This is a genomic window from Francisella marina (assembly GCF_008369785.1).
GTDB classification, from domain to species: domain Bacteria; phylum Pseudomonadota; class Gammaproteobacteria; order Francisellales; family Francisellaceae; genus Francisella; species Francisella salimarina.
Window position 1 is genome coordinate 1,835,883 of sequence record NZ_CP043552.1, and the last position, 24,344, is coordinate 1,860,226.

Genomic DNA, 24,344 nt, shown 5'->3' on the forward strand with positions numbered 1-24,344 from the left:
TCATTGGTATCATTATACACTTTTTATAAATAGCTGCCGACAAAAAAATAAGCCTATGAAGAAAATAAGATAAGATTCTTAGATAAAAATGAAAGATTATTTTTCTAAATATTTTAACTTATCTGGAACAGATGCCCAGTTGTCAGCGTCCTCACAAGGGTCGCATTTCTCTACGATATTTGGCCAAATACCAGCAAGCTCTCTGTTTAGATCAAGCATTTGCTCTTGGCTCTCTGTAAGGTCATCGCTAGATTTGATAGCATCAACAGGACACTCAGGCTCACATAAAGCACAGTCGATACACTCATCTGGGTTTATTACCAACATATTAGGACCTTCATAGAAACAGTCAACAGGACATACTTCTACACAGTCACCATATTTACATTTGATACAATTTTCAGTAACTACAAATGGCATTTTATTAAATCCTTTCGTTATTTTACTTTTGTTAAAAGAAACCCACAAATTATAGCATAGATATGAAAAAGGTAAATATTAATCTATTTTGGCAGATTATCTCTCCCAGAGCTAATATTTCGTATGGTGCTAAAGCATAAAATAAAATAGCTAAAATTAGAAATATTCATTAACAAGTGATAGTATTAGCATAATATTTATAATAATGTTTTGGTTAAAAATGAAAGCTGAACTTGACCCAAGAAAATTAATCGCTGCGACAACGATATCTGTAGCGGTTTTATTTTTTGTAACATATCTTGTATCTATTGCTGATGGTAATAACACCTTATGTAATCCATTTATTTCTGGCTGTTCTGATATTACTCATGCTGGGTTTACATCGTATGAGAAGTATATGCTTAAGGCTATACTAATACCGACGGCTACGCTTATGGCAGTGATTTTCTTTTTTATCACACAGTTACTTGTTCAAATAAGTGATAATAAAAAATCAATAATTAAGCAAGGTAAGATAATGCTTTTCTTAGCATCTGTTGGTTGTATTGGCTTAATCATTGGGACTTCAGTAATTGATGGTCAGCAGACTCTCATGAAAGTTCACCTAAAGGGCGTTGCTGTGTTTTTTGTGCTAATGAGTATCTGTCAGGTTTGGTATACAATTATCGAATATAAGTATTCAGATCGACTTAATAAAGTACCACTTATCTTGCGTAGATTTGCGATTTTCATAACGGCAGCTTTTTCGATATGGTCAGTATTTATGGATCAGACAACAGTTAATCACAATATTGTTGAATGGTGGGGTGTTTATGCTCTTATTTTCTGGTTCTGGACATTTTCTATTACTAAAATTGAATAGATCTTATCTGTCTAAATAAGACTACTTGTCTGAGATTTTCAAATTCAATCTAGATAAATTTTGCTTAGGGCTTTTTTAGACACGTCCAAAGCTTGTTGTGTTGATTGACCCTTAGCTAAAACTACTCCCATGCGACGCTTACCATGAATTTCTTTTTTGCCAAAAATTCTAATATCTATACTTGGGTCAGCTAGAGCTTCATCAATCCCTAATATACTTGGATCTGTAGATTCTCCTTCAAGTAATATAGCAGCAGATGATGAGGGTTGAAGAGTTTGTATTTGCGGTATTGGTAACCCTAATATTGCACGCAGATGTAATTCAAACTCATTAATGTTTTGTGATATGAGTGTTACCATGCCTGTATCGTGAGGACGAGGAGAGACTTCATTAAAAAATACTTCATCACCCTTTATAAATAACTCAACACCAAAAACCCCATATCCCCCTAGCGCATCTGTGATCTCTTTGGCTATCTTTTGAGACTTCGTTAGAGCTATATCCGACATTGCATGAGGTTGCCAAGAGAATCTATAGTCACCATCTTTCTGGATATGTCCGATAGGATCACAAAATGAAGTACCATCTTTATGTCTAACAGTTAGAAGTGTAATCTCATAATCAAAATCTATAAATTGCTCTACAATTACACCTTTAGCATGACCTCGAGAGCCACTTTGGGCATAATTCCATGCTTTTTGAACTTCGTTATGTTCCTTGACTATAGATTGTCCTTTACCTGATGAGCTCATTACTGGCTTAATTACAAATGGTAGTCCTATAGTCTCAACAGCATCAAGATATTCTTTTTCACTATTTGCAAAAGCAAATTTAGATGTCGCTAGATCAAGTTCATTAGCTGCTAAAGATCTTATACCTTGGCGATCCATAGTGAGCTTTGTAGCTTTGGCACATGGGACAATATTGAAGTTATAAGCCTCTAGTTTTACTAATATATCAGTATTTATAGCTTCAATTTCAGGAACTATATATGTTGGTTTTTTTGCTAATATTAGTTGTTCAAGAGCATCAGCATTCAGCATATCTATAACGAAACTCTCATGTGCTACTTGCATAGCAGGGGCATTTTCATAACGATCTACTGCTATGGTATGTATACCTAGTCTCTGAGCTGCTATGATAAATTCTTTACCCAGCTCACCTGAGCCAAGTAGCATGATTTTAATCTTTGGTGTTTTGCTATACATAATCAGTTATTCTTATAAAAATAATATTTAAATAATACTATATATCTAGAATTATATAAAAAATTATAACGATGAAGTTAATTTTAAGGACTTAATTATTACTATACTGTTTGTATATCTTTATACCGTTTTTAATTTGCTCATCAGTTGTAGGGATATTTAGCTCTTCACCGGCAAAGATAGTATCGTTAATAATATCCGGATCATCTTTTAGATTTAACCCTTTGATTGAGAGAATTAAATCATAATTACTATAATCATCGTTACTATCAATTTTATCTAAAACCATCTGTGCAATTTTATATAATGAGTCACCAGATTTTATTATATATGTTTTATTATTTACCTGTGCTTGAGGAGATAGATTCTTAGACTCTATATTCTTACTTTGATCTTGGTTTTTTTGCTCTAAAATTGTTGACGGCTGACTCTCTAGTACTGTTTTATTATGCTCATTATCTTGCTTCTCTGACTTTGTTGTAATATCAGGAGATTTTTCTATTTGAGGTTTTATAATCTCTGAGTTACTATCTGACTCTCTTATGTTATTATCAATTGCTTGCTTTGAAACTGTATTTTTTTGAGTTATTGGAAGCTTATCAGTTGCTCTACTGTAGAGCAGTGGCTGACTTTTTTGAATAAAGCTTTCATAGTTTGTTGTTGCTAATGTATTTAGACTTTTATCGTTTGATTGGGTATTTGGTGAGTGGGAATTAGCTATTTTTTTCTCAATAATGTTAGATGATAAGTATATTATTAGTAAAGATATGCTAATAATAGCTATGCGATTAAAGTAGTCAAAAAGCCTCATTTTCCCATACTTGGCTCTCTTATAGTACAGTATATCTATACTGTTTAATATATAAGTTATATGGTTTTTTGGGATGTTAAGATACTCACAGTATCGCTTTATTCTATCTTTTAATATGGTTGAGGGCTGTTGAGTGATTTTATAACTATCTCCTTGTTCTATAATTATTATAGTTTCTTCAGGTATGTTAATCGCATCAGCAACAGTAGTTATACTTAAGCCTTTGTACTCTCTATATGATCTAATAATTTCTTGGAAGTTGCTCATGTGTTGATGATTACGCTTAAGTTTCTTAAATTATATATGAGGTATTTGTTAGAGTAAACTATGGCTATTTTATCGTTTTGATAACAGATTTTTATTTCACTAGTGATTTGCTTACAAATTATATTTAAAAATATATCGAATATCGCAAATATTAACAACTAAGTAATTTAAAAATGTCGAAGTTGCTAACTAATAAAAGCTAAGAGATAAGTACAGTTTTGTTTTTTTAGAAAAGACTACTTCTTTGCTAGAGGATAGAACTCAGTAATCTGTTTACCAAAGTCTAGAGGGTCAATTGTTGAAGGGTTCTGTCCTAAAGACCAAACCATAAATCCAGAGAAGTTATCATAACTATTAAGAGCAGAACCTTCGCTATCTCCTGTAGTATATGCTGCCTTTAACTCTTCTGGTGTAGCGTAGCTATGTTCACTAGGAGCAAAGTCATCACCTATAACTATTTTTGTTTTTGTATTGTTAGCAGTCTTCAGTGAGTCTGATGCTATTTTCATTGATAGCGTTGGTGCTTCATTTGTCCAGTCTGGGGCTTTATTATTGTAGTTTTGAATTAGAAGAGCATCAAAACAGACATTACCACCGCAAGCATCAGTAGGAAGCATATCTTTGAAAATATTGTAAGCGCCACCTGTTGCTGTCCAGTATATGTTTGCAGGAACTCCTGTATCTATATATGTTTGAGGAGCTGCTGTGATGTAGAAGCCTCTTGGGAATTTGTCTTTCATTTTATCACTTTCTGCATACTCACGCATTTTTGATATTACATCTTTGATTTGATTTTGCCATGTAGTAGTACCTTTTATAGAAGATCCTTCAAGATCAAAATCAAAACCATCCATGTTGTTTTCTGCAAGGTAGTTTACAATATTCTCTGCTAATACCGTATTATCGTTAGATAGTGTTGGATTCCATGTGTTTGTTAGTCCACCCGTAGATGCTATAAATAGAGCACCTTTAGCATGAACTTTTGCTATCGCTTGACTGAGATACTCAGGGTTCACAGGATCATAGAATCCTTGCACATCAGTCCCAGAGACTTTCAAAAACCCGGGGATTATTACATTGTAGTAATCGGCAAAATCACTTAATTTTTCTACCAATTCTGGACTTTGACCCCAAGTCCAAGTACCCCAGTATCCAACCATAGATTTCTCTGGCCAAGCACCTGCAGCTTCGTAATTAATTGTGTCATTACCTTTAATTTGACCATCTACGATAGTTATACTATTTGCTTGATAAGTAGTACCTCCTGATTTAAATGTGCCAGGTTTAATAATAAACTCTCCTCTTGATGGGATGCTTGTTGTATTTGAACCATTGTCTAAGTTTATAGAGTCACCATATACATCTCCAGTAGAAGATATTCTCTGTGCATTCACAGTCTTAGTTGGTGTAGCATCTTCAGGGAACTTGACATTGAAGCTAACATTAGCAGGTTTAACATCTTCTGCTTCAAATGCTATATTTAAATTTATATTTTTACTTTCTTCATTAACTTCAATAGGGTTAGGTGTAATAGTTTTAGCAACGTAGTTCGTTGAGCCATCAGAGCTTAAGACATTACTAACTGAAACATTATGAGAACCCTTCGCTACTGTTATAGGAGTTGGGTCGTTAGGGTTTATAGTATATGTTTGAGAATCAATTTTAACCTCGATTTTATCTATAGTTTGAGGTATACCTGTTGTTTTGACATTTACTTGAGCTTGAATTATGTCTCCACATAATGTCCAAAAATCAGGAGCTTCTTTGGGTGACTGATCAGTCCACCATTTCATATTTTCATAAATACTTCCTTCAAATCTAACGAAAGCTTTGGCAGAGTAGCCTGATGCTGCAGGAGTATATTCTTGTACATTACTTGGTATAGCATCACATTTACCTGGAGATGGAGGTGTTGCTTTCTTGTATTTTAATGGCACATTAGTGGAGTCTTTAGTCATATCAAAGAAGTCAGGAGAAATTGAGCCACTGCTTACACTAATTATGTAATGGGTAGGCTGACTATCAGAGTATGGTAAAGTTACCTGATTATTTACAACTGTATAAGATGTATTGTTTGCTGAGAATTCAATTTTTGCATCACTAGGTAAACTATCTCCTGATATTTTAACGGAAACCGTTTTCTCTGCAGTTGGTTCTGGAGATGGACCAGGATCTTTGCATCCTTCTGTCCAAGCTTCTTGCCAAGCAGTACCTTTGCCTGGCTCATAAGCCCAAGCAGCTGAAGAAGAGCACCATCCAGGGATGTTACATACATAGCAAGATTCTGCATTATTAACTTCTTGACCTTTAGAGTAGCTGGTCCCAGCTTTATAGTCTACAGCTGAAGCATAACCTGTAGCTCCATATGTTGCCAACAATGAACTGAGTAAGAGTTTTTTATATTTTAGATTCATATAATTTCTCCAAATATGGTCTTTTAAATTTTATATAAAAATAGGTTACTATTATATAATTTAACCAAAGAATAATAAATTGGTAAAAATTAATAACTATTTATCAATTTTTACCAACTAAAAAGAGAAAATTAAAGGAATATACAGTAGAATTTACTTAGAAAAAGTAATATTGTTGTCAGCGTCGGTATCAACAACTATTTTATCTTCAGCTTTAAATTCTCCATCGAGTAACTTAAGAGCAAGAGGATTTTCTAAGTTATTTTGTATAGCTCGTTTTAATGGTCTAGCACCAAATACAGGATCAAAACCAGCATCTGCTAACTTATCCATAGCTTTTGGTGACACCTCTAGAGCAATCTCTAAATCAGTTAAGCGCTTTTCTAAACGCTTGATTTGTATCTTAGCGATTTCAGTTATCATCTCTTTGTTCAGTGGTTCAAATACAATAGCATCATCAACTCTATTTACAAATTCTGGTCTGAAGTGGCTAAGTACCATTTCCATTACAGCATCTTTGACTGTGTCATAGTCTTGACCTTGCATTTCTTGGATTCTATGCGAACCAAGGTTAGATGTCATAACTATTACAGTATTTTTGAAGTCTACTGTTCTACCTTGACCATCAGTTAGTCGCCCATCATCTAATACTTGTAGCAAGATGTTAAATACATCTGCGTGAGCTTTTTCAACCTCATCTAATAAGATTACAGAATAAGGCTTTCTTCTAACATGCTCAGTTAGATAACCACCTTGCTCATAACCTACATATCCCGGAGGTGCACCGATTAGCCTAGCTACAGAGTGCTTCTCCATAAATTCAGACATATCAACTCTAAGCATTGCATCTTCATCATCAAATAAGAATTCTGCCAAGGCTTTTGTAAGCTCTGTTTTACCTACACCTGTTGGACCTAAGAACATAAATGAGCCTATTGGTCTATTTGGATCAGATAAGCCAGAACGAGATCTTCTCACAGCATTGGATACTGCTTTTATAGCTTGGTCTTGACCAATTACTCTCTTATGCAGGAAGCTTTCCATATTTAAAAGTTTATCTTTTTCACCTTCCATCATTTTAGATACAGGTATCCCCGTAGCTTTAGAAACGACATCGGCAATTTCATTCTCTGTGACAGATGTTCTGACTAGTTTATTTTCAGAAGGTTCTGCTTCAGTATCTTCAATTTGTTTAATTTGAGCTTCAAGCTCTGGTATCTTACCGTATTGTAACTCAGCCATTTTGCTTAGATCACCAGCTCTTTGATATTTCTCAAGCTCAAACTTGGCTTTTTCAAGTTCTTCTTTTAGCTTGCTTGTGCCTTGCATTTTAAGCTTCTCAGCTTTCCAAAGTTCTTCAAAGCCTTGATACTCAGACTCTAAGCCTTTGATTTCAGCCTCTAGTATTTCTAAACGCTTCTTGGTAGCGTCATCTTTTTCTTTTTTTAACTGCTCACGTTGCATTTTTAGCTGAATAATTCTACGGTACAAGCTCTCCATTTTTTCAGGTTTAGAGTCTATTTCCATACGAATTTGGCTAGCTGCTTCATCCACTAAATCAATAGCTTTATCAGGCAGTTGTCTATCTGTGATATATCTATGTGATAATGTAGCAGCACTCACAATAGCAGAGTCTGTAATGTTTACACCATGGTGCAACTCATATCTTTCTTTCAGACCTCTAAGTATAGCAATAGTATCTTCAACAGTTGGTTCATCAACAAGCACTTTTTGGAATCTTCTTTCAAGTGCAGGATCTTTTTCAACATACTCACGATATTCATCTAAAGTCGTTGCACCAACACATTTTAGCTCACCTCTAGCCAAAGCTGGTTTAAGCATATTGCCAGCATCCATAGAGCCCTCTGCTTTACCTGCTCCAACCATAGTATGTAACTCATCTATAAATAGAATTACATTACCTTCTTGCTTTGATAGTTCTTTTAGTACAGATTTTAATCTCTCTTCAAAATCTCCTCTAAATTTAGCACCAGCTAATAATGCACCCATATCCAAAGATAATACTTTCTTGCCTTTGACGCCTTCAGGGACTTCATTATTAATTATTCGTTGAGCTAAACCTTCTACAATAGCAGTTTTACCAACACCAGGCTCACCTATAAGCACAGGGTTGTTCTTGGTTCTTCTTTGTAATACTTGTATAGTCCTACGTATTTCACTATCTCTACCGATAATCGGATCGATTTTGCCTTTTTTAGCTAGATCTGTTAGATCTACTGTGTATTTGTCTAATGCACCTTTCATATCTTCTTGATTTTGACTACTCACTTTTTCCCCTCCACGATAATCATTGACTGCTTTTATAAGTTTTTCTTTTGTAATGCCAAACTTACTGTACAGTCCAGTTAAACTTTTGTCTTCTATAGAAGCTAATAGGAAAATCTCACTTGAGATAAATTCATCACCATTCTTATTAGCTAAATCTTGCATTTTATGTAGTGTGGCTATCAGATCTCTAGATGGCGTGATTTGAGGATTACCTTCTCCAGATAATACAGCAACGCCATCAACCATATCATTGACAGCTTTTACAAACTTCTGTGTATCAACGCCACAAACGCTTAATATAGCTATAGCAACGCTATCATTTTGCTCCAAAAGAGCTTTCAGCATATGTGCTGATGTAAACTCAGTCGCTTTCTGCTGAAAAGCATAAGATTGAGCTTCTGCTAATGCTTCCTGTAGTTTTATTGTAAATTTATTTATATCCATTATTTCCCCCTAAGAAATAGTATCTGTTATATATTTAAGGATACTTTGCTGTTTTTCAAGTAATAAATTATGCTTATTGGAAAAAAAATATATATAAGTTTTAGTGTTGTTTTGATGAGGCTCTCCATATGGCTTTACAAGCTTTGTTTAGGTACTATTATCCATACCTGTTATAGAGTTTTATATAAAATATGAATAAAAAAGCTTTCTTTACTTTGATTATTTGCTATTTTTTTTACAGTGGAGCTTTTGCACAAGAACTAGAGAATATAGTTATCTTTGGTGATAGTTTGAGTGACTCTGGATATGCAAATAATTTTCACAATATAGATAGTGGCTGGCCACTAATTCCCGGCGACTTGAAAGAGATTAAACAACCGACCTTCACAAGTCCAGATAAAGGTAACACTGTTTGGATACAGTTTTTGTCTCAAGATAATCAGATTTCATCTACACCAAATAATATTTATACACCAAGTGAAAACATCAACAGATCAGTGAAACCTGTTTTAGATGGCAACAACTATGCTGCTGGAGGAGCTACGACAGTTTGTAAAGGGCTTGGTAATAAGGGTGACTATACTCCACCTCCACTAGGACCTTTGAGAGAGGGTGAAAACTGTCCAGTTGGACAAGAGGATATTCAAAAGCATAACCAAATTGATAGTTATCTGAAGCAACATCAGAACAAGGCAGATCCTGATAGTATTTATATTATTTGGGGAGGAGCTAATAATCTTTTTATTCAATTAGGATATTTCGCAGATAATCGCTCAATATTGTCAAAGATATACTATCTTATGAAATATAAAGTCACAGGTGAAGTATTGCCTGACCATGAGATAATAAAAGTAGAAAGCGCTGCTGAAGATATAGCAAGTGATGTAAGATATTTGATTAAGCATGGAGCAAAACCTAGAAATATATTTGTAGTTAACTTGCCTGATTTAGGTATAACTCCAGCCGCAACAGAAAATGGAATAGATGCTAAGAGTTTTAAAGTGGAGTTATTCAACTCACTATCTAGAGCATTTAATGAGAAGCTTGCAAGCAATATCCTGCCTGATTCTGTAAGTATCATTGATGCTCAAAAGTTTTTCAATACTATTGTTAAAGATAGAAAAATAAAAGTAAAAGGTGTGGAGTATAACTTCTCTGATGTAACACACTCTGCGTGTGACTTTGATGGTCCAAATGCTCTTACTTGTATTCCAAAAGATTATGTCAGTGGTAGATATGATAAATATCTTTTTGCCGGACAGGTGCATCCAACTAGCTATACTCATAAAGTTTTGTCTAAGTATATTTATAGTTTCATAAATAAATAGACAAGTTTCTATCTATAGCTATGAAATAATCCTTGTAGCTTGATATCAAGAGTTCTAAAATACAATCCTAAATATTCTATTAAGTTATAAAATGAGTATGTTACAAAATACTTTTACTGGCTGGAGCAAAAGAGAGGTTAGCTGGCTAGTTAGCTGTATAGTATTAACTGTTGTTGCGGCATCTATCAGTGGGAGTAGCGCATTTATACTAGTATTTTCTGTTATCAGCATTACAAACCTGATATTGGCAGCTAAAGGGAAGGTTTTTAACTATGTTTTAGGGCTTATAGCAGCAATTATGTACGCTGTAATCTCGTATCAAAATCAAGTTTATGGTCAATTACTTCTTGCGGTACTTTTTTTGTGTCCAATACAGTTTTATGGTTGGTATAACTGGACTAGACCCAAAAACACAACTAAAGAAAAACATATAAAAATTAAAAAATTAACGAGATTACAGTTTATAAGTATTTTGGCTTTTATAGCTGTGGTATCTACTATATATGGGTACTTTGTTTTACATCTATATTTTGGTCAAAATGTGGGGTTGGTCGCAGATGCTATTGTTGAAGTTACTTCAATTATAGCTTTTATACTTACAGTATTGTTATTTAAAGAATTTTGGATATTGTGGTTGGCTGTAGATGTTTTGACAATTTCAATTTGGGTTGATGGGATTTTGGATTCAGCAATTACTATTGCAATTATTCCTGTTATTATTACCAAAATTGTAGCATTAATAAATGCTATCTATGGCTATATAACTTGGAGAAAGAATTATAATTTACAGAAACAAAGTAGTCTTTAATTATTTTTAGTTGCAGCTTTCATTTCTTTAACGAAACATTCAAGCTCGCTAAGCATTTTTTCTTTATTTGAGAGATTGGTTTGAATTATTTTTACTGTTGCAGAACCTGAAATTGCACCAGCAGCACTTGCTTTGATAGCTTGTTGTACCTGCTCAGGTTTAGAGATACCAAAGCCTAAAACTGGCTTAGGCGCATTATATTCTCTAAGTTTAGACAGTACATCTTCCACTGGCATATTTGCTGCAGTTTCCGCACCTGTTACACCAACTCTCGATAGTAAATACGTATAACCACTTCCAAGTTCAGAAATTTGTTTAAGAGTAGTCTCACTAGCATCAGGTGGAGCAATAAATATCTGAGAGATACCTACTTTTTTAGCAATATCACGAAACTCTTTAGATTCATGAGCTGGTACATCAGCTATAAGTATAGAATCAACACCTGCAGCTAAACATTTTTGATAAAAATTCTCTATACCATTTGCATAAACTAAATTAGCATAAAGCAATAAGCCAATGGGGATATGAGGGTATTTTACTCTTATTTTTGTGAGAATATCAAAACAATCTTTAGGGGTTATTCCACTCTCCAGAGCACGAATATTTGCTTCTTGAATTGTTGGCCCATCTGCTAAGGGATCTGAAAAAGGTATACCCAACTCAAGAGCATCAGCACCTGAGCTAACTAGAGTATCGATAATTTCAAGAGAGAGTTCTTTATTCGGGTCTCCAATTGTTACAAAAGGTATAAAAGCTCCTTCATTTCTTTTCTCTAAATTTGCAAAAAGGGTTGTGTATCTATTTGTCATTAAATCTCTCCCTTTTCTTTTAAAATATCATGCACTGTAAAAATATCTTTATCACCACGCCCAGATAAATTAACAACCAAAAGTTGCTCTTTATCAGGATTTTTATAAGCAAGTTTAAGAGCATATGCTAAGGCGTGAGATGATTCTAGAGCTGGGATAATTCCCTCTTTCTTACAGAGCAATTTAAAAGCATCTAACGCTTCATCATCAGTAGCAGATGCATATTCAGCACGACCTATTGCTAGTAAATGGGCGTGTTGTGGGCCTACAGATGGAAAATCTAGTCCGGCTGATACAGAGTATGATTCTTCAATCTGACCATCAGTATTTTGCATCAATGGTGCTTTCATGCCAAAAAATATACCAGTTTTACCGTGCTTGAGAGGCGCTCCATGTTCACCAGTTTCGATACCTTTACCAGCAGGTTCTACACCTATCAGTTTTACACTGGTTTCATCAATAAAATCAGCAAACATTCCAATAGCATTTGAACCACCACCAACACAGGCAATCACAGCATCAGGTAATCTACCTTCCTTGGCAAGGATCTGTTGTTTGGTTTCTTCACCAATCATTCTTTGAAATTCTCTAACAATTGTCGGAAAAGGGTGGGGTCCTGCAGCAGTACCTAATAAATAGTGAGCTTTATTATAGTTTGCAGACCAATCTCTTAGTGCTTCGTTACAAGCATCTTTAAGTGTTGCTGAACCGCTATGTACAGGTATGACTTCAGCACCCATTAACTTCATTCTAAAGACATTAGGACTTTGACGTTCCACATCTTTAGCACCCATATATACTCTGCATTTTAGATCAAGTAGTGCACAAGCCAAAGCAGTAGCAACACCATGTTGCCCAGCACCTGTTTCTGCAATTATCTCATTTTTACCCATTCTCTTGGCAAGTAGAGCCTGACCAAGTACTTGGTTAGTTTTGTGAGCACCACCGTGTAGTAGATCTTCACGCTTTAAATATAGTTTGGTTTTTGTGTTTTTGACTATATTTCTAGTTTTTGTCAGAGCTGTGGGCCTGCCCGCATACTCTTTTAAAAGCTCTCTAAACTCCTGTTTGAAAACCTCATCAGCTTGTGCTTTTATAAATTCTTGCTCTAGTTGATCAAGAGCGGGTACAAGTATTTGTGGTACAAATTGACCTCCATACTCACCAAAATAAGCATTTAGTTTTGACATTTAAATACTATGATTGAATTTTAATGCTTTATATTATCGCTAATATTTCTTACAAAGGCTAGCATTGTGACTTCAAAAACTTAATCAGTTCTTTTCATAACAAAATTGTATGTATAATAGTTTTACTTAATGGTAAATATTGCCTAAATATGAAAATTAATAAGTTACTAGTGTCTGGTGGGACTCATGGAAATGAATATACTGGAATATATATAGTCAAGCGTATGGAGAAATACCCTCCTAAAACCAAGTCTTTAGATGTTATACCATTATTGGCAAATCCAGAAGCTTTTGAGATAAGTAAGAGATATAAAGATCAAGATCTAAACCGTTGTTTTTCAGAGGAAGACTTAAAAAAGATCTCGTTGAATAGTTATGAGATGCAAAGAGCTCGAGAAATTAATCAAATGTATGGCTCAGAATCTAATTTTCCAGTTGATTTTTTAGTCGATCTGCATACAACAACTTCAAATCTTGGCAAAACTATTATTACTGACGGTAAAAGTCAATTTGTTAATAACCTATGCTCTTATTTAGTTGAGCAAATAGATGATCTTAGAGTAATTAAACACGGGAGTATTACAAGTGTGGCAATGAATAATATCGCTCCTATGTCTTTAACTATAGAAATAGGCTCTGTTAATACGAGTATTTATGATCCCAATGCAATTGAGGTAACTACAGAGATTGTTAATGGAGTAATAAAGTTTATTGAATTATCAAATAATGGTAATGCTCCTGAAGTCAAGCAGTGTAAGGCGTACGAGCCATTTAAGACTATTCAATACCCGCGAGATAGTGAGGGTAATATCAACGCAGTAATTCATAAAGCTCTTCATGGTAAAGATTTTCAGATTATTAGTAGTGGTAGCCCTATTTTTGAGTTAATAGATGGAGGAGATAGATTGCTAGATATTGAAGGAGAATGGTACCCTATATTTATAAATGAGTCTGCGTACTATGAGAAAGATATTGCTTTTTACCTTGCCAAAGAAGTAGATTTGTATAGTGATAGTTAAGATGTGTTAGAGCTTATAAATATTGGAGAATTTTTTCTCTAAATAACTAATATAGTATTTAGCGTTTAGACACTCTCCACACATGTTGTATATTATTTCATCTGCGGGCTTTAGACTACCAAATCGGTGTATGTGCTTACTTAAGAAGTTTAATATAAGCTCTAGCTTATTTTCTCTAATTGCAGCATTTACATCAAATTCTTTATTCATGTAGTAAAAAATCTGTGAAGCATACGCACTACCAAGAGCATAAGTTGGGAAATAACCAAATAGTCCAGCAGACCAATGTACATCTTGTAATATTCCATCAGAGAAGTTATTTGGAATTATGCCTAAGTATTTTTGATATTTATCATTCCATAACTTTGGTAGCTCGCTAACATCGAGATTTTTTTCAAAGATTTCTTTTTCTATTTCAAAGCGTACTAGTATATGTAGAGAGTATGTTAATTCATCTGCTTCTACACGGATTAGGCTAGGGCTAACTTTGTTAATAGCTCTATAGAAGTCTTCTTCATTAGCACTAGTCAAATTTTCAGCAAATAAGCTTTTTAATTCACTAAAATTACTATCCCAAAATGCTTTATTTTTACCGACTAAGTTTTCATAAAATCGTGACTGTGATTCGTGTATGCCTAAGCTAACACCAGTGCCTAATATAGTATCATAAATATTATCACCGATATTTTGCTCGTACATGGCATGACCAGTTTCATGGATAGTACCAAATAATGAAGAAGTAAAAAGATCCTCAATATAGCGTGTTGTCATTCTGACATCATATTTATTGAAGTTTAGAGTAAATGGATGAGCACTTTCTTTTAGAATACCGCTATCAAAGTTAAATCCTAGTTGCTTAGCTATTTTGTGAGAATACTCTTTTTGCTTATCGATATCATACGGTTTATCAATACAGCTAGTATTAACTTGTTTAGCATCTTTTATCTTTTCTAGAAGAGGTACAATTCTTTCTTTTAGACTGTCAAAGAAAGGTTCTAATTTTGCAACAGTCATACCCTCTTCATAATCATCAAGAAGCACATCATAGGGGTGCTCATTATAGCCAATTCTTTCGACATACTTTTTTTGATACTTTATAATCTCTTCTAAATATGGAGTAAATACTTCAAAGTCATTATCTTTACGAGCTTTTGTCCAAATATTTTGAGCTTGTGATAGTAGTTTGTTGTATGCGACATACTCATCTTTTGGTATTTTGCTTAGTCTATCTTTTTGCTTTGTTGTTAGATACACAATCCTTTTGTTAGTCTCATCAAGTGCTGACAAGTTGTTATTTAAGCACTTTAAGCTTTTAGTTATTTCTTCACTATTAGTTATTTCATAGATTTTTTCACTGAAAAAACCAATAACTTCAGATGTGGTGTTGATTGAGTTTTTAGGGGCCTCTGTTTCCAAGTCCCAATGCATTAGAGAAATTGCGTGATTATACTTCTTCTTTTGTGATAGTTTGTCCTTGAGTATTTGGAGCTGGTTTTTGGTTTCGCTCATTTTTTTCCTTTGCCTGCTGCTTTCTTTCATTAGAAATAGTACGTCTTAATAGAGTATCATATATTGGTTTTTGATGATGGATATATGTCAGCATCGATGCGCTAAAGCAGGTTATCATTAAAGGAAGTAAAAGGTGGAAGTTCCAAGTCATTTCCATTACTAGCACAATACCAGTCAATGGCGCGCCTACTGTCGCAGTAAATAAGGCACTCATTCCAGCTACAGCAAAGACACCAGCATCAATATTATACTCAGGGAAAAGCTGAGCGATAGATAGACCATAAGCAAGACCAAAAACAGTGCCAAGAGCAATCATCGGTGCAAATATACCACCTGTAACACCAGTCCCATATGAGAAAATTACACCGGCAAAACGAAGCGCAAATAAAACTAAAAGCATTTTGATAGATAAGTTGTAGTCTAGGGCATTTGCTATTACGATATAGCCACCGCCTACAGCATTTGGAGAAAGTACTACACCGACACCAAATACGATACAAACAGTTATAACTAGAGTCCAGTATCTTCTTTTAGACCCATCTGAAAAGAAGTTAGCGACTCTGATAATTGATTTGTTAAATAGTAGTCCAAAATATCCAAAGATAATGCCCAGCACCATAAATAACCAAAGAGTATTTTGTGGAACTGCACTAAATGTCTCGACACGTATTGCAGGGGGATTGCCCATAATAGCTCTAGAAACAATAGTACTCATTATACAGGCTACTAAAACACATTTTATTGCAGAAACACTAAATCTGAATTTTCTATTCATTTCCTCAATTACAAAGACAATCCCTGAAAGAGGGGTGTTGAATGCAGCAGCTAAACCGGCACCAGCACCAGCAGATATTACAGCATTTGCGTATTTCTTGGTAAGCCTAAACTTATCTACAAAGAACTGAGCTAATGCAGCAGCCATGTGTATTGAAGGACCTTCTTTACCTAAGCTTAAACCAGAACCTAAAGAGAAAAGTCCACTCACAAACTTTACAGGAACTACTCTTTTACGGAGCTTTCGACATCCTTTTAGCGCTCCTTCTACTTCTTGGATACCGCTACCACCAGCTTCTTTGGCAAATTTTCTAACTATAAGAATTGATATCACTACCATAGTTATAGTTAGCGTAACAGACATTATAATTTCAACAAATAGATTACCACCACTTAAAGAGAACAGCATTTTTTTAAGTTCAGTAATAGAGTCTAGGATTAGTTGGAAAAATGTTGCAAATAGGCCTACCAATGTACCTATAATAGCTCCAGATAATACCAACACCCATATATGGCGATTGTTTTTGTAATATGTGTCTAGTACTTTATTACTCATGATAATACAGTAATACTGAGTGGTTTCTGAATTAACACAAATTATACATATTTGAAAGTTTTTAAAAAGTAAAAGTTGACCAAAATTGGATAAATACTTATCTAGGTTATATTTTTAGTGATCGCATTTGCTATATTTATAGAATCCTTTTCATCACCGAGAGTTCCGACTCGAATTTTTATTTCAGTAGAGCGGGTGCTTAGACTAGTTAACTTAATCGTTACATCATTACCATTTTGTGAAGCTTTAATCTCTGCTGTTTTATCTTTATATGACTGGCTAAGTAGTGAATATTGTTTATCCATTTGCATTGTTTTGATAGTTGCATTATATACAGAGCGAATATCTTTGGGCACTTCAATTATATAGTCACCATTTACATAGTATACAGCGCCACCTGCAACAACTGCAGCACCTATTATAACAGCAGTAGCAACACAGCTATTAAGAGATATTAGAATGATAGCTGATAGAATAATAAAGCGAGCTTTTTTGAACATTACTAAGAAGCTTTGTATACGTTAGCCTGAATTTGATCCATAAGTTTCGATGACATTGCTTGGTCGCCAAAATTACCAAACTTAATAGTTACTTTAGCTATTTTATCTGTAAGACTTTCTATTTTTATTGTAAAGCTTGTGCTATCTATTTTTGTAGCACCTTCGATATCAGCTGTTTGTTTGGTTGTGTCGGTGTCTTTAGATACTAAAACAAAGTCGTTGTTATCTTTTATTGCCTTAAGAGCAGCTTTATATACAGCAATATAGTTACCTTCTATATTCATAGAATAGTTACCTTCTACATAAGCGACAGTACCACCACCAACAGCAACAGCAGTTACGATACAACTATTAAGAGCTAATGTTGAAAAGGATATTGCTGTTACAACTAGTATTTTTTTAAAGATATTCATATCGTTTAACCTTTAAATTATAGATCTTTTTGGATTTGTCCCATTAGCGTTGCTGACATTGCTTGATCACCAAATGTACCAAATTTGATAGTTACTTTTGATGCATTCTTAGTAATTTCACGTATTTCAACATAGAAATCAGTAGAGCCTACTTTAGTTTTACCTTTGATATCAGTTTTAGTTGGGGCTATATTTTTCTTAGTGATTTCTAAGTTATCATTTTCACTAATAGCCTTAAGAGTTGCATTAGTAACATCTTTTAGGCTACCATCTAGGTTCATTGAATACTTACCATCAACATAAGCAACTGTACCAGCACCTACTGCACCAGCTACAACTAACCAACAGCTACTTAGTGATAATGCTGATGCTGCAAGTAAAGATGCAGTTAGTATTTTTTTTAGTTTCATGATTTGATCCTCACATTAAATATGTTATAACAAGCATAAGTGATAATATATCTGCTTTTAGACATAGTCAATTATTTCTTTATCTTACTAATAGCTTACGCTAGTTATTTGTATTATTTAGATCATCAGTTTTTTTATTCAAAAATACAAGTTATTATAATGTTTAAAAATTCATCTTTAATAGAGCCATGATTCATCTTCTTGATTTTTGTACTATGATTATCAATCTTTTGTGTACTTTTTTATTGGCAGGGCTATACGTTATTGGTTGGCCTGTGGGTATTGTTGGTTTGATTATGAGTGCGGGATTGTTTTCGATAAGTGGATTGTATGCTGATGCTATATTGCAGATAATTCTTTTATTTAGTTTTGGGTATGGTTGGTATAGTTGGCAACCTAACTTTAGTCACAAAAAGGTAGTTGTTCATAGACTTAAAATTATTGGCTGGTTAAAAGTTTTAGTAAGTATTGGAGTGTTTGGTTTGGTGGTTTCTCAGCTACTCATAAACTATACAGACTCAACAACGCCATATATGGATGGTTTTACAAGTGTGGCATCACTTGTTTGTGTTTTTCTAGCAAGCAGAAAAATAATAGATAACTGGATGATATGGATGGTTGTTGATTCTACTTATGTGCTGTTATATATGTACAAAGATTTAGCATTTGCTGCTATTACTACATTTATATATCTAATTGTGGCAATATACGGCTATATTCATTGGAAAAAATTAATGTATATATAAATGATATTAGATGCGCATGTTCATACAGATAAATATTCATCAGAAGATTTAAGTAAAGTAGCTACAGAGTGTCGAACTCATAATATAAAGCTCTTATCTGTAGCGATGTGTATTCCTTCTTATATTTTAATAAAAGCTTTAAGCGATAAGTATAATTTTATTATTCCATCATTTGGTATTCATCCATGGAAGGCGGATATATATGTACATGATCTAATGTCTTTAGATAAATACTTGTTTGAGAGTAAGTACATAGGAGAGATTGGTTTAGATAAGAGGTTTTTGGATTATGCGGCTCCATTTGATGATCAGCAGCAAGTATTTGAGTATATAGTCTCGCACTCAGCTGTAGATAATAAATTACTAAACTTACATACAAGTGGAGCAGAGCTAGAAGTTTTGCAAACTTTAGAAAGATATAAGCGACATAGGTTTATTGTCCACTGGTATGCAGGAGATCTTGATGTGTTAGATAAATATTTGGCATTAGGTGGCCATTTTTCAATAGGTGTTGAGATTCTATTTAGTGAACATATTAGAGAGATAACTAGACGAATACCGTTAGATAGGATCTTGATAGAGACAGATAACCCTTCATCATATTCATGGCTTATGGGTAGAGAACAAAATGATGGGATGCCAACCTTACTATTTAAAGTGATCAATAAAATTTGTGAAGTTAAGCAAATTTCGACAGATGATTTTCTAAAAATATTAGATGTGAATCAGAAAAATATTTTACTTTAGCTAAATTCTGATTTGCTTAGTTATTTTTTTTGGTAGATACTTTTAGTTAATGAGGTTTAAGAGTTATAGGTGTATCATGCCATTGTATCCAGAAATAGAACCATTCAATCAAGAGTTTTTAAAAGTTTCAGATATCCATACAATATATTTTGAAGAGTGTGGCAACCCTAGTGGGAAACCTGCACTATTTATTCACGGTGGTCCAGGAGGTGGTATTCAACCAAGTTATAGGCAATACTTTAACCCAGATAAATATCGAGTAATATTAGTAGATCAGCGCGGCTGTGGTAAAAGTACTCCATTTGCTGAGCTTAGAGAAAATACCACTCAAGACTTAATTGAAGATTTTGAAAAAATTCGTAAAAAATTGAATATTGATAAGTGGATGCTTTTTGGCGGATCTTGGGGTAGTACTCTAGGGTTGGCTTATGCTCAGGCTTACCCAGAGGTTGTAACAGAGCTTGTTCTAAGAGGTATATTTCTTGGGCGAGAAAAAGAGTTGTCGTGGTTGTATCAGCATGGTGCTAGTATGGTATTTCCTGATATGTGGGAGAAATATATAGAGCCGATTCCTGTAGAGCAAAGAAAAGATTTTATATCAGCGTATCATGCAATACTTACAAGTGATGATGAAGAGATGAAGCAAAAGGCTGCTATAGCGTGGAGCGTTTGGGAGGCATCAACAAGTAAGTTATTTGTGGATAAGAAATCTATAGATAGATATGGAGAGGATAAGTTTAGCTTAGCTTTTGCAAGAATTGAGTGTCATTATTTCAAAAACAAGCTATTTGTTGAAGAGGCTCAGTTATTGAAAGACGCTCATAAAATCAAGGATGTTCCCGGTGTGATAGTACAAGGCCGTTATGATATGGTTTGTCCAGCAGTAAGTGCTTGGGATTTGCATAAAGCTTGGCCGAAGGCAGAGCTAGATATTGTAGCAGATGCTGGACACTCTATCAGCGAACCGGGAATTCTGGAAGCTTTAGTCAGAGCAACAGATAAATTTGCAGATTAACCTTTATTCAGGATTGAGCTTTTGATTTAGTTTTATAAATACAATGGGCGAAGCCATTAATAATCCGCCAAGCACTAATGATAATGTTAGGTTAGCTAATGATAGAACTCCGTCTAGATATGCTCCATAATAAATCCATGATGCAACTGGTAAGAAAAGTACTGTCGCGGTTATTACGCCCGGAGATATTTTACGTTGAACTATTGTTGGTAGAATATGGAAAAAAATTCCATTTATATACATAAGAGCAGCGATAATTAAACCAAAAGCAGGAAGCTTCCAACCAACCATCGCAGCAGCAATAGCAATAAACATAACTACACTGTTGGCAACATAGAAGTGGTTCCACTCTAATGTTTTAAGTCCGAGAGTCGAGTTAGCCCATTTTTTCCAATTGAAGCTTAGCTCTTCTAGTACATGTACTGAGTATGCAGCAAGCGCTATCCATAATAAATATTCATGAGTCATTTTTAATCTCTTTGCTACGGGATATGGGGTAATTATATATTGTTCTGAAGTTTTGTTAAGTGCTATGAGAAAAACTAATCTTTTGCTATAAAAAGCTTTTATCTAAGATTAGTGCGATGTTAGACTCAATTTCAACACTTAGTCAAAAGTGTAATTAAAGAGGTGCATTTGTTATATCTCTAGTGTTAGGCGCATAAACCCCTATGATCACTAGAACAGATAGAGCCAATGCCGAAAGATTATCCAAGTTTATGATTGGTAGTCTTGGTTCTGATATTGAAAGGTAGCAGAACTGTCATGTCGTTTAAAGTTTATATCGACGTGGAGTGCTTTATTTGTGTATGTATTTCTCAAATTTTATGTTCTCTCGTCTGATATGTAGCTATTAGATAGGAGAGCTAATATGTCAGAAACAATAGTCGCCAAGTTTGGTGGCACAAGTGTAGCAAATCAACAAACTATTAGGCAGTGTGCTAATATAGTTAATTCAGATAATAGGATAAAATTAGTAATTGTAAGTGCTCAGTCGGGTATTACTAATTTATTAATTCAGCTAGCAAATAATAGTAAAGATGGCTCTGAAGCAGAAAAAATTATAGAGCAAATAGAAACTATAATTAATCCAATATTAGAGTCCATAAACTCAAATGATGTAACGAGCTCTATTAATAATATGATTTCAGAGCTTAGAATGTTTGCAAATATGGCTGCTTATTTTAGTGGTAAACAATTATCTGATTCCATTCTAGCTTTCGGTGAAATAATCTCTTCTATATTAGTTACAAATGTATTTAATCAAAGTGGCATAAATGCTTATCATTTGGATTCAAGAGAAATCTTAAAGACCAATAGTCACTTTGGTTGTGCTAGTCCAGATTTGCTTGCTTTAGAAACTAATGTTATTGAGCATATCTTACCTAAAATTGATCAAGGATATGTTTGTGTCATGGGAGGCTTTATTGGTTCAGATAGTTATGGTAACACTACTACTTTAGGAAGGGGGTGTGGTGACTATTCAGCTTCCTTATATACTCAAGCGATAAAAGCTAATCAATTGAAAATTTTCACAGATGTAACAGGTATCTATCAGGCTGATCCAAGAGTTATTCCTAATGCAAGTTCGTTGAGTACTTTAGGTTTTAGTGAGGCTGCTGAGTTAGCTACTTTTGGTGCGAAAGTTGTTCATCCAAAAACTTTTTGGCCCGCGATGACTAGTAACTTTGATATATACATTGGATCTACCTTTCAACCAGAGCTTGGTGGAACACTAATTACACAGAAAATGGATGAAGATAGAAATATCATTGCTGTAGCTGAGAGAAAAGATCAAACATTATTAACTATTAAAAGCTTTAATATGTTTGGTTCACAAGGCTTTTTAGTGAAAGTTTTTAACATACTTGCTAATCATAATATTGCTGTTGACTTGGTTTCTACTAGTGAGGTTAGTATTGCGATCACTTTAGATAAGTTAGGGAGTCAATCTATGGGAGATGATTTGGTAACTCCAGAACTTTTAAAAGATATAGAGTCTATAGGTAATGTAAATATTAAAGTTGAGAATGACTTGTCTCTAGTGAGTGTGGTTGGTAGTGATCTGCATCAGATAAGTGGAGTTAGTGGAGAGCTATTCAGTAGCCTAAGGGATTATAATATTCGACTTTTTAGTCACGGAGCTAGTGAGAATAGTATATGTATGTTAGTTGCTAGCCAGGATGCTCAAAAGGTAGTTAATAACGTTTATAACAGTTTTTTTAGCTAGGGGGAGATAATATGAGAGTGGCTATAGTTGGTAATGGAAAAACTGGTTCAGCAGTATCAGACTTATTATCACAAGAAGAAGTTGCTGGTATATATGATTCAAAAAATATATTAACGCTAGAAGCTTTGCAAAATATAGATATAGCTATAGTTTTTGTTAATGCAAAAGTGTTGCAAGAGCTTTTACCTACATTACTAGAATCAAATGTTCCTGTAATCTGTGGTACAACAGGATATAACTGGGATCAAAACTTTATTAATTTTGTAAATCAGAATCAAAAAACTTGGGTTGTTGCGAACAATTTCAGCTTATCAATGGTAATTATAAAAAACATGTTGGCATCACTGGGGCAGTTAGAGCAATTAAATGAAGGAATAAACTATTCTATTACAGAAAAGCACCATATTCACAAAGTTGATTCTCCTAGCGGTACAGCAGTATCTTGGAGAAGTTGGTTAAGTATAGGAGATGTATCTATAGAGTCTATTAGGGAGGGGGACATAAAAGGACAGCATCAAGTGAAGGTAAATACACCTCATGAAACAATAGAGCTTAAGCATACTGCTCATAATAGAAGTCTCTTTGCTGAAGGAGCTATATGGGCGGCAAGAGAAGCTGTTGAAAGAGCTATTACCGGTTTTGTTTATTTTGATGAGTTAGTTGGAGAAAGGTTATGTCTATAGATATTAATAATAGATTATATACAGCATTAATTACACCAATGCTTGAAGATGGTTCAGTTGATTGGGATGGTTTTGAGAAGTTGTTAAGAATTCAAGAGTATCAAGGATGTGGTGTTCTGATTTTAGGAAGCACTGGAGAGGCATTGGCTTTAGACTTTGATGAGCAGTGTGACGTTGTAAGATTTGTTACTAGCTTAAATCTTAATGTTCCAATTATGATTGGCGTAGGAGGATTTCAGCTTGCTAAGCAACTTGAGTGGGTAGAGTTTTGTCAAACACAGAGGGTAGATTCTTTTCTTGTTGTTACACCTCTTTACGCAAAACCAGGCTCTGCTAGTCAAACCATTTGGTTTAAAACTATTTTGGATAAAGCTGACAGACCTTGTATGTTATATAACGTTCCTTCAAGGACCGGTGTTAACTTAGCTGAAGAAGTTCTGGTCAATTTAAAAGATCACCCAAATCTTTGGGCATTAAAAGAGGCTTCTGGAGATATCCAAAGATGTGCTCGTTATCATGAGCTAGCTCCAAATCTAATTATATATAGTGGAGAGGACAGTTTATTGCCAGAGTTGGCAAATGTTGGTGCAAAAGGTCTTGTTTCAGTTATATCCAATATATGGCCAGAACAAACAAAAGAGTATGTTAAGCAAAGTCTTGCTCATCAAATAGCAATAACGGATAAGGTAATCTGGGAAGTTGCTGCGAGATCTTGCTTTAGTGTCTCAAATCCAATACCTGTTAAGGCATGGCTAGCATATAGTGGTGTCATTACGACAAACACTTTAAGAGCACCGCTTTTAGCTAATGAACTTCAGGATTTAAGTTTATTAATAGGAGCTGATAGTTTAGTTAAAGATTGGTTTAGTCATATATAAGTAGAGGAGATAGA

23 protein-coding genes and 1 riboswitch are annotated in these 24,344 nt (G+C 34.3%); of the genes, 10 read left to right on the plus strand and 13 right to left on the minus strand.

What is annotated here, in order from left to right:
• Positions 1 to 96 precede the first annotated feature (96 nt).
• Positions 97 to 420 carry a ferredoxin FdxA gene (gene fdxA, locus F0R75_RS09090; protein ID WP_013923683.1) on the minus strand — a complete coding sequence of 108 codons (324 nt, stop codon included), beginning with the start codon at positions 418 to 420 and terminating at the stop codon, positions 97 to 99.
• A gap of 220 nt (positions 421 to 640) precedes the next feature.
• On the opposite strand from fdxA, the gene F0R75_RS09095 reads away from it, so the two are divergent.
• A complete protein-coding gene (locus F0R75_RS09095; protein WP_149369216.1) occupies positions 641 to 1,282 on the plus strand; it encodes a Frag1/DRAM/Sfk1 family protein in 642 nt (213 codons plus the stop codon).
• 44 nt (positions 1,283 to 1,326) lie between these two features.
• On the opposite strand, the gene purT is transcribed toward F0R75_RS09095, so the two are convergent.
• The 4 genes from purT to clpB form a co-directional block, all read right to left on the minus strand.
• A complete protein-coding gene (purT, locus tag F0R75_RS09100; RefSeq protein ID WP_149368948.1) occupies positions 1,327 to 2,490 on the minus strand; it encodes a formate-dependent phosphoribosylglycinamide formyltransferase in 1,164 nt (387 codons plus the stop codon).
• A 91-nt stretch (positions 2,491 to 2,581) separates the two neighbouring features.
• A complete protein-coding gene (locus F0R75_RS09105; RefSeq protein ID WP_149368947.1) occupies positions 2,582 to 3,568 on the minus strand; it encodes a helix-turn-helix domain-containing protein in 987 nt (328 codons plus the stop codon).
• 236 nt (positions 3,569 to 3,804) lie between these two features.
• On the minus strand, positions 3,805 to 5,982 hold the full coding sequence (locus tag F0R75_RS09110) for a glycosyl hydrolase family 18 protein (RefSeq protein ID WP_188030135.1): 2,178 nt from the start codon (positions 5,980 to 5,982) through the stop codon (positions 3,805 to 3,807).
• Positions 5,983 to 6,135: 153 nt separating this feature from the next.
• Complete coding sequence (gene clpB, locus F0R75_RS09120) at positions 6,136 to 8,715, minus strand: ATP-dependent chaperone ClpB (RefSeq protein ID WP_149368945.1); 2,580 nt, start codon at positions 8,713 to 8,715, stop codon at positions 6,136 to 6,138.
• A gap of 191 nt (positions 8,716 to 8,906) precedes the next feature.
• On the opposite strand from clpB, the gene F0R75_RS09125 reads away from it, so the two are divergent.
• Together F0R75_RS09125 and pnuC (F0R75_RS09130) are read left to right on the plus strand one after the other, a co-directional pair.
• A complete protein-coding gene (locus tag F0R75_RS09125; RefSeq protein ID WP_149368944.1) occupies positions 8,907 to 10,043 on the plus strand; it encodes an SGNH/GDSL hydrolase family protein in 1,137 nt (378 codons plus the stop codon).
• A gap of 91 nt (positions 10,044 to 10,134) precedes the next feature.
• Positions 10,135 to 10,851: a nicotinamide riboside transporter PnuC gene (pnuC, locus tag F0R75_RS09130; protein ID WP_146421505.1), complete on the plus strand. Its 717-nt coding sequence runs from the start codon at positions 10,135 to 10,137 to the stop codon at positions 10,849 to 10,851.
• On the opposite strand, the gene trpA is transcribed toward pnuC (F0R75_RS09130), so the two are convergent.
• Positions 10,848 to 11,660 carry a tryptophan synthase subunit alpha gene (gene trpA, locus F0R75_RS09135; RefSeq protein WP_149368943.1) on the minus strand — a complete coding sequence of 271 codons (813 nt, stop codon included), beginning with the start codon at positions 11,658 to 11,660 and terminating at the stop codon, positions 10,848 to 10,850. The genes pnuC (F0R75_RS09130) and trpA overlap by 4 nt on opposite strands.
• Positions 11,660 to 12,850: a tryptophan synthase subunit beta gene (trpB, locus tag F0R75_RS09140; RefSeq protein WP_149368942.1), complete on the minus strand. Its 1,191-nt coding sequence runs from the start codon at positions 12,848 to 12,850 to the stop codon at positions 11,660 to 11,662. Before trpB ends, trpA begins: the two co-directional genes overlap by 1 nt.
• A 149-nt stretch (positions 12,851 to 12,999) precedes the next feature.
• On the opposite strand from trpB, the gene F0R75_RS09145 reads away from it, so the two are divergent.
• Entirely contained in the window at positions 13,000 to 13,869 is an 870-nt protein-coding gene (locus F0R75_RS09145) for an aspartoacylase (RefSeq protein WP_149368941.1), read from the plus strand.
• A 6-nt stretch (positions 13,870 to 13,875) separates the two neighbouring features.
• Here F0R75_RS09145 and F0R75_RS09150 read toward each other — a convergent pair whose 3' ends face one another.
• From F0R75_RS09150 to F0R75_RS09170, 5 genes are all read right to left on the minus strand, one after another.
• Positions 13,876 to 15,378, minus strand: coding sequence for a carboxypeptidase M32 (locus tag F0R75_RS09150; RefSeq protein ID WP_149368940.1), 1,503 nt, complete (start codon positions 15,376 to 15,378; stop codon positions 13,876 to 13,878).
• Positions 15,314 to 16,708: a H(+)/Cl(-) exchange transporter ClcA gene (gene clcA, locus F0R75_RS09155; protein ID WP_149368939.1), complete on the minus strand. Its 1,395-nt coding sequence runs from the start codon at positions 16,706 to 16,708 to the stop codon at positions 15,314 to 15,316. The genes F0R75_RS09150 and clcA overlap by 65 nt, the downstream gene beginning before the upstream one ends.
• Before the next feature lie 101 nt (positions 16,709 to 16,809).
• The gene (locus F0R75_RS09160) at positions 16,810 to 17,208 is read right to left on the minus strand and encodes a DUF3568 family protein (protein ID WP_149368938.1); all 399 of its coding nucleotides are present in this window, start codon (positions 17,206 to 17,208) and stop codon (positions 16,810 to 16,812) included.
• Positions 17,209 to 17,210: 2 nt separating this feature from the next.
• Complete coding sequence (locus tag F0R75_RS09165) at positions 17,211 to 17,621, minus strand: DUF3568 domain-containing protein (RefSeq protein WP_149368937.1); 411 nt, start codon at positions 17,619 to 17,621, stop codon at positions 17,211 to 17,213.
• Between the two features lie 17 nt (positions 17,622 to 17,638).
• On the minus strand, positions 17,639 to 18,031 hold the full coding sequence (locus tag F0R75_RS09170) for a DUF3568 family protein (protein ID WP_146421497.1): 393 nt from the start codon (positions 18,029 to 18,031) through the stop codon (positions 17,639 to 17,641).
• 188 nt (positions 18,032 to 18,219) lie between these two features.
• On the opposite strand from F0R75_RS09170, the gene pnuC (F0R75_RS09175) reads away from it, so the two are divergent.
• The 3 genes from pnuC (F0R75_RS09175) (at position 18,220) to pip (ending at position 20,539) form a co-directional block, all read left to right on the plus strand.
• A complete protein-coding gene (pnuC, locus tag F0R75_RS09175; RefSeq protein WP_149368936.1) occupies positions 18,220 to 18,777 on the plus strand; it encodes a nicotinamide riboside transporter PnuC in 558 nt (185 codons plus the stop codon).
• Positions 18,778 to 19,524, plus strand: coding sequence for a TatD family hydrolase (locus tag F0R75_RS09180; protein WP_149368935.1), 747 nt, complete (start codon positions 18,778 to 18,780; stop codon positions 19,522 to 19,524).
• Between the two features lie 76 nt (positions 19,525 to 19,600).
• Positions 19,601 to 20,539, plus strand: a complete 939-nt coding sequence (gene pip, locus F0R75_RS09185; protein ID WP_149368934.1) for a prolyl aminopeptidase — start codon at positions 19,601 to 19,603, stop codon at positions 20,537 to 20,539.
• Positions 20,540 to 20,542: 3 nt separating this feature from the next.
• Here the strand turns inward: pip and F0R75_RS09190 are convergent, their stop codons facing one another.
• Positions 20,543 to 21,007: an HXXEE domain-containing protein gene (locus F0R75_RS09190; RefSeq protein ID WP_149368933.1), complete on the minus strand. Its 465-nt coding sequence runs from the start codon at positions 21,005 to 21,007 to the stop codon at positions 20,543 to 20,545.
• 149 nt (positions 21,008 to 21,156) lie between these two features.
• A riboswitch (Lysine riboswitch) is annotated at positions 21,157 to 21,347 on the plus strand.
• Positions 21,348 to 21,410: 63 nt separating this feature from the next.
• Here F0R75_RS09190 and lysC point away from each other — a divergent pair.
• Genes lysC through dapA form a run of 3 tightly spaced genes read left to right on the plus strand, consistent with a single transcriptional unit; the run spans position 21,411 to position 24,330 of the window.
• Positions 21,411 to 22,769, plus strand: coding sequence for a lysine-sensitive aspartokinase 3 (lysC, locus tag F0R75_RS09195; protein ID WP_149377289.1), 1,359 nt, complete (start codon positions 21,411 to 21,413; stop codon positions 22,767 to 22,769).
• Positions 22,770 to 22,780: 11 nt separating this feature from the next.
• On the plus strand, positions 22,781 to 23,452 hold the full coding sequence (locus tag F0R75_RS09200; protein ID WP_149368931.1) for a 4-hydroxy-tetrahydrodipicolinate reductase: 672 nt from the start codon (positions 22,781 to 22,783) through the stop codon (positions 23,450 to 23,452).
• A complete protein-coding gene (gene dapA, locus F0R75_RS09205; protein ID WP_149368930.1) occupies positions 23,443 to 24,330 on the plus strand; it encodes a 4-hydroxy-tetrahydrodipicolinate synthase in 888 nt (295 codons plus the stop codon). Before F0R75_RS09200 ends, dapA begins: the two co-directional genes overlap by 10 nt.
• The last annotated feature ends 14 nt before the right edge of the window (positions 24,331 to 24,344 follow it).

Bases quoted from the DNA above. Each gene is read 5' to 3' on its own strand.
- fdxA (WP_013923683.1), bottom strand. From the start codon at position 420: ATGCCATTTGTAGTTACTGAAAATTGTATCAAATGTAAATATGGTGAC.
- F0R75_RS09095 (WP_149369216.1), top strand. From the start codon at position 641: ATGAAAGCTGAACTTGACCCAAGAAAATTAATCGCTGCGACAACGATA.
- purT (WP_149368948.1), bottom strand. From the start codon at position 2,490: ATGTATAGCAAAACACCAAAGATTAAAATCATGCTACTTGGCTCAGGT.
- F0R75_RS09105 (WP_149368947.1), bottom strand. From the start codon at position 3,568: ATGAGCAACTTCCAAGAAATTATTAGATCATATAGAGAGTACAAAGGC.
- F0R75_RS09110 (WP_188030135.1), bottom strand. From the start codon at position 5,982: ATGAATCTAAAATATAAAAAACTCTTACTCAGTTCATTGTTGGCAACA.
- clpB (WP_149368945.1), bottom strand. From the start codon at position 8,715: ATGGATATAAATAAATTTACAATAAAACTACAGGAAGCATTAGCAGAA.
- F0R75_RS09125 (WP_149368944.1), top strand. From the start codon at position 8,907: ATGAATAAAAAAGCTTTCTTTACTTTGATTATTTGCTATTTTTTTTAC.
- pnuC (WP_146421505.1), top strand. From the start codon at position 10,135: ATGAGTATGTTACAAAATACTTTTACTGGCTGGAGCAAAAGAGAGGTT.
- trpA (WP_149368943.1), bottom strand. From the start codon at position 11,660: ATGACAAATAGATACACAACCCTTTTTGCAAATTTAGAGAAAAGAAAT.
- trpB (WP_149368942.1), bottom strand. From the start codon at position 12,850: ATGTCAAAACTAAATGCTTATTTTGGTGAGTATGGAGGTCAATTTGTA.
- F0R75_RS09145 (WP_149368941.1), top strand. From the start codon at position 13,000: ATGAAAATTAATAAGTTACTAGTGTCTGGTGGGACTCATGGAAATGAA.
- F0R75_RS09150 (WP_149368940.1), bottom strand. From the start codon at position 15,378: ATGAGCGAAACCAAAAACCAGCTCCAAATACTCAAGGACAAACTATCA.
- clcA (WP_149368939.1), bottom strand. From the start codon at position 16,708: ATGAGTAATAAAGTACTAGACACATATTACAAAAACAATCGCCATATA.
- F0R75_RS09160 (WP_149368938.1), bottom strand. From the start codon at position 17,208: ATGTTCAAAAAAGCTCGCTTTATTATTCTATCAGCTATCATTCTAATA.
- F0R75_RS09165 (WP_149368937.1), bottom strand. From the start codon at position 17,621: ATGAATATCTTTAAAAAAATACTAGTTGTAACAGCAATATCCTTTTCA.
- F0R75_RS09170 (WP_146421497.1), bottom strand. From the start codon at position 18,031: ATGAAACTAAAAAAAATACTAACTGCATCTTTACTTGCAGCATCAGCA.
- pnuC (WP_149368936.1), top strand. From the start codon at position 18,220: ATGATTCATCTTCTTGATTTTTGTACTATGATTATCAATCTTTTGTGT.
- F0R75_RS09180 (WP_149368935.1), top strand. From the start codon at position 18,778: ATGATATTAGATGCGCATGTTCATACAGATAAATATTCATCAGAAGAT.
- pip (WP_149368934.1), top strand. From the start codon at position 19,601: ATGCCATTGTATCCAGAAATAGAACCATTCAATCAAGAGTTTTTAAAA.
- F0R75_RS09190 (WP_149368933.1), bottom strand. From the start codon at position 21,007: ATGACTCATGAATATTTATTATGGATAGCGCTTGCTGCATACTCAGTA.
- lysC (WP_149377289.1), top strand. From the start codon at position 21,411: ATGTCAGAAACAATAGTCGCCAAGTTTGGTGGCACAAGTGTAGCAAAT.
- F0R75_RS09200 (WP_149368931.1), top strand. From the start codon at position 22,781: ATGAGAGTGGCTATAGTTGGTAATGGAAAAACTGGTTCAGCAGTATCA.
- dapA (WP_149368930.1), top strand. From the start codon at position 23,443: ATGTCTATAGATATTAATAATAGATTATATACAGCATTAATTACACCA.